Annotated in this window: 4 protein-coding genes; all 4 read left to right on the forward strand. The window is 37.5% G+C overall.

Annotated elements, in window-relative coordinates; genetic code table 11:
- Nucleotides 1-43: 43 nt before the first annotated feature.
- The 4 genes from QZ334_RS07120 (at nt 44) to galU (ending at nt 4,184) form a co-directional block, all read left to right on the forward strand.
- Nucleotides 44-490 carry a hypothetical protein gene (locus tag QZ334_RS07120; protein ID WP_005387067.1) on the forward strand — a complete coding sequence of 149 codons (447 nt, stop codon included), beginning with the start codon at nt 44-46 and terminating at the stop codon, nt 488-490.
- A 108-nt stretch (nt 491-598) separates the two neighbouring features.
- Nucleotides 599-1,717, forward strand: coding sequence for a hypothetical protein (locus tag QZ334_RS07125; RefSeq protein WP_178885245.1), 1,119 nt, complete (start codon nt 599-601; stop codon nt 1,715-1,717).
- A gap of 37 nt (nt 1,718-1,754) precedes the next feature.
- Nucleotides 1,755-3,308, forward strand: coding sequence for an LptA/OstA family protein (locus tag QZ334_RS07130; protein ID WP_295233163.1), 1,554 nt, complete (start codon nt 1,755-1,757; stop codon nt 3,306-3,308).
- Nucleotides 3,309-3,320: 12 nt separating this feature from the next.
- Nucleotides 3,321-4,184 carry a UTP--glucose-1-phosphate uridylyltransferase GalU gene (galU, locus tag QZ334_RS07135; RefSeq protein ID WP_005387062.1) on the forward strand — a complete coding sequence of 288 codons (864 nt, stop codon included), beginning with the start codon at nt 3,321-3,323 and terminating at the stop codon, nt 4,182-4,184.
- Nucleotides 4,185-4,266: the final 82 nt, after the last annotated feature.

The following is a 4,266-nucleotide window of genomic DNA, read 5'->3' on the forward strand; positions in this document are numbered from 1 at the left end:
GTATAGAATTTGTTAAAATATAAGTATCTATAGGAGGCTTATTATGAAAAAGAAGATTATTACAGCTGTTCTAGGGATTTGTTTAACTACAACTGCATTCGGTGGCATCTTGACTACTCAAGCTGGCGGCCTTAGCAGTATTCTTGGTGGTGCAGCTAAAATTGGTGGTATCGGTATTGTTATCAATAAATTCGGTCCTCAAATTGACTCTTTCTTAAATAAACTATTGAAACAAAATAACTTAAGCACAGAGTATACGACTAAAGTTGTACCTATTATCAGTATTGGTACAAAAGGTTATATTGGTGCTGCTCAAGTAACTGGTCCAGCATCTAGCATTGAACAAGTTAAAGCGGTTGCTCAAGTTGAAGGTAGCTTTAACGGTATGGTTCGTGTAAAAGGTTTAGTACCAGTTGATAGCACAAACCCAGTTGGGGCATCTCGTGTTCAAGGCGTAGGTGTATCTGCTATTATCGATTTGAAAATTTAATGGCCACTGAGCATATAAAATAGTAGACTCAGGGAATAAGCACGGTCTTAGGCCCGTGCTTATTCTGTTGTATAACAGTTATACATTAGATACGTTGTGGAGGAATTTATGAAGAAGCAAGTACTTACACTTTTAATGGCATCCTTGATTTCAGGCACTGCGTTTGCTGCTCCTGGTACAGTTACAGAAAAAACAAATGTTTTAGAAACTACTGTATATGGCGCTGTACAAGATGGTGCTGTAGTGGACCGCATTAATCAACTTGATGAAACCGTGTATGGTACTGGTTTCAATGGCAATTCTGCTACATTGAGCAAACGTGTCGATTCTCTTTATAACTCCGTAGAAGGTAGCGGCACAAATATTTCTTTGCGCGAAGAAATGGACGCACTTGAATATACATATCAAAATAGCATTAATGCAGGTTCTCTTGTTGATCGTGTAGAAAAGATGGAACGTAGCGTTAATGGTCGTATTGGTAGTGGCTCTTTACAAAAACGTATCATTTCTTTAAAAACAAAAGTATATGGCAGCAATGTAACGCTCACAAATCAAGTGGGGACATTAGCTGGGAACCAAGTTTTCAAAGTTACATTGAATGATGCAGTTTCTTCAAAAACTAGCCATGAAGGCGACACTGTTGCTTTCACAGTAGCTGAAAATGTTATGGATGGCAATGTGTTATTAGTTCCTGCCGGTACAGTAGGTTCTGGTACAATTACTTCTTTGAAAAAGGCCCGTTCCTTTGGTCGTAATGGTGCATTAGATATTACATTCGATACTATTCCTGCTATCGATGGTACAGAATTCACTGCTGTACAAGGTAAAGAAGCTAAAGACAAAACTCGTAATGAAGTAAAAGCTGCAGGTGCATCCGTAGCTGGTGCTGTTTTACTTGGACCGATAGGTTTAGTAGGTGGCGCTTTTGTTAAGGGGAAAAATATTGAGTACCCTGCTGGTGCAACAATTTATGTACAACCTCAAGATTCTGTAACAATTCAAGGTCTTGTAATTGGTGGTGACGGTTTGGCTCATAGTGATGATGAATTGGCTGAAGCTGTAACTGTACCGAATGCAGCAGATGAATCTGAAGAGACTGTAGATACTAATGAATCCACTGTTGATGAAAATGAAACAACAACAGAGGAACCAGCAGCAGTAGAAGAACAAGAAGAGCAAGTAGAAAATGTTTCTCAACCTATCGTAGTTGTAAAGCGTAATCAATAATTAACAAATTCTTAAAGCAAGAGGAGTTCTAGTAACCATGAGGAAACGTAAAGTACAATGGCTGGCAGCGGCATGTGTTTTCTGTTTAGCACAACCAGTATGGGCCGCTACAGAGTCAACCACGGTATATCAAGATCAATTGGATAGCGTTGATCAATCCTATCTTGGAGAAATCTCTAAAGCATCTACACCTGACAATAGTAATATCCGTGTTGTACGTCGTGGTGAAAAGGCAAAGTCTGATCAACCTACAGAACAGTTGCCGACTCGTATTGATGCAGATAAAATGTCCTATACAGGGTCCACTGGTGATGTATATGCACAAGGTGATGTAGTAGTGACTCAAGGTAATCAAACTTTGATGTCTCCGCGTATAGAAGGTAATACGAAAACTACAGAATATCGTACTGTTGGTGGATATCACTTTTTAGAAAATGGTGGTAAAACTAAGGATATTACAGGTCAAAATATGACATATCGTACTAGTGATCACCATTTTACAGCCGATCAAGCTTTTGGTTGGAATGACCCTTACTATGTAAAAGGGCAAAATGCTACATTTGATGGTGAAACTGGTCATATGGAAAAAGGCATGGTTACCACAAAACATGCGATGGCTTTTAAACATACACCTGACTATCGTGTAGAAGGTCAAGATATCAAGGTATATCCTGGCGATAAAGTAGTTATCAAAAAACCATCCTTCTATATTAAAAACTTCAAGGTTTTATCTTTGCCTTCTTATACAGCATCTCTTCGTCATGATAAAGAGGGTAAATTTAGTATTTTTTCCTTGGTTCCAAAACCTACATATAGTAGTGATGATGGCATTGGTTTGCATGGTAGTACAGAGTATCCAATCGGTAAGCATGGTGAAGCCTATATTGATTACCGTTGGTATTCAAAGTCTGGATTTAAACCAAAAGTAGGCTATAGACATTATTTGCCTTGGGCTACTGCATCCATAGGTTACAGTAAAGAATCTAATGAGTATAACGATGAAACTGTATGGGTAGAAAAGATTGGTGAAGTTCGTTTAGATACTCATACATATCATGTTGGTAAATCTCCTGTTACTGTACGTGGTGGTGTAAACGCGGGCTATTGGAAAGAGGGTTCTGTAAAAGGTTCTCATAAAGAGTATTATACAGAAGTATCTCATGATCCAATTAAGCTTTGGAAAAATGCAGATTTACGTTTCTTAGGTGGTTACCAACGAGATTATTATGGTTATAATGGTACGATTCGTAGCATGCCTTATTGGGGCGCTCGTTTCCAATCTAAAGTGGGAAATCGTGCTAATGTATGGGTTAGTTATAATCAACGTAATATTTCTTATAACAACTCTCCATATCGATTCGATACCACAGAGCTTCCTAAGGAGCTTATTTATGGTGGCTCTTATAAATTAACTCGCTTGGATGATGTTTCTGTCAGTGTTAAAACAAATATGATGAGTGGTCAAATAGACTCTGTATATTATACATGGCATCGTGACTTACACTCCTTTGATCTATACTTAACTTATAAGGATGCACATAGAAGCAACAATGATCAATGGAAGATCAAATTTGTTGGCAAAGACTTTTAATAGGAGATAACTATGCAACGTATTAGAAAGGCCGTTATTCCAGCAGCTGGCTTTGGTACACGGTTCTTACCAGCTACTAAAGCACAACCAAAGGAAATGCTTCCTATTGTAGATACACCAGCTATCCAATATATTGTGAAAGAAGCACTAGATTCTGGTATTGAAGAAATCCTAATCATTACAGGTCGTAATAAACGTGCTATTGAAGACCATTTCGATAGCAGTGTTGAATTAGAATTATTGTTACAAAGCCAAGGTAAAAATAAACAGTTGGCTATGATTAAGGATTTAGCAGATATTAAGGTTCACTTTATCCGCCAAAAGGCACCACGTGGTCTTGGTGATGCTGTACTATGTGCTAAAGCTTTTATTGGTGATGAACCCTTTGCTGTATTACTTGGTGATGATATTGTATATAATCCTGAAAATCCATGCTTAAAACAGTTAATTGAGTGTTATGACGAACATCCTGGTATTATTCTAGGGGCACAATTTGTACCGGAAGATAAAGTTAGCTCTTATGGTATCGTATCTGGTGAAGCATTGGCTGATAATTTATATCGCGTTCATAACTTGGTGGAAAAACCAAAAAAAGAAGATGCACCATCTAGACTAGCAGTATTAGGTCGTTACATTTTAACGCCAGATATTTTTAATATTTTAGAAAATACAAAACCAGGCGTAGGTAATGAGGTTCAATTGACTGATGCATTAGCAGCATCTAAAACTGACACGTATGCATTGGCCTATGAAGGCATTCGTTACGATACAGGTGATAAACTAGGTTACTTGAAAGCTACTGTTGAGTATGCATTGCGCAATGAAGAATTAGGTGAAAACTTTAAGGCATACTTAAAAGAGCTAGATCTTAAATAACAAATCTATAAGATTTAACCTTATGAAAGAACCTATGATATATCATGGGTTCTTTTCTTTTGGTAGTACATTTAGCTAATAT

The organism is Veillonella sp. (genome assembly GCF_019414865.1).
GTDB lineage: Bacteria > Bacillota > Negativicutes > Veillonellales > Veillonellaceae > Veillonella.